Below are 592 nucleotides of genomic sequence, written 5' to 3' on the forward strand. Positions count from 1 at the left end.
CATCCGCCGCATGTCCATGAGCATGGTTCCAAGGTCTCGGTTGCAAGTGTCATTCCGCCATCCAAGGCAATCGAAACCGCCATGACCAAACTTCCGGACGCACGGCTGGCATGGATCGAGACACCCCCTGCCAGTGGAGGAACCTATCGCCTGCGCATGCAGGTGCCCGGTGATCCCAGCTTCCGCTTCCCGCACAGCTTCGTTTGGGTAGATGGAGCCACCGGCAAAGCATTGGCAGTGCAAGACGCACAAATTGCCGACTCCGGTACAACGGTTAACAACTGGGTCCATCCGCTCCACGACGGTTCAGCAGGTGGCTTGGTCGGACGCATTCTGGTAGCATTGGCAGGCCTGTTTTCGGTTATCCTTTTTGTGACCGGTTGGATGCGGTGGCGTATCAATTGCGCAAACGCCTCAAGATGATGGCAACGCTCACCCGTCTAACAATGAACTCACGCTATTGGCCGAAGGCGGACGGACCGCTTTCAGGAACAGAATCGCGGAATGCAGACGTTGGAACGGACCGCAGCCGTGGTCAGCTGGCGCCAACTAAGCCGACATTCCCGGTCGAAAGTCTATTCGTCGGAACCTG

General features: G+C 57.6%; 1 protein-coding gene. It reads left to right on the plus strand.

Annotated elements, in window-relative coordinates:
* Positions 1-423: PepSY-associated TM helix domain-containing protein (locus AAFM29_RS17705; protein WP_341714028.1), on the plus strand; the 423-nt coding region annotated here is incomplete at its 5' end.
* Between the last annotated feature and the right edge of the window lie 169 nt (positions 424-592).

Origin of the sequence: Erythrobacter sp., assembly GCF_038133525.1 — a bacterium.
Lineage (GTDB): Bacteria > Pseudomonadota > Alphaproteobacteria > Sphingomonadales > Sphingomonadaceae > Qipengyuania.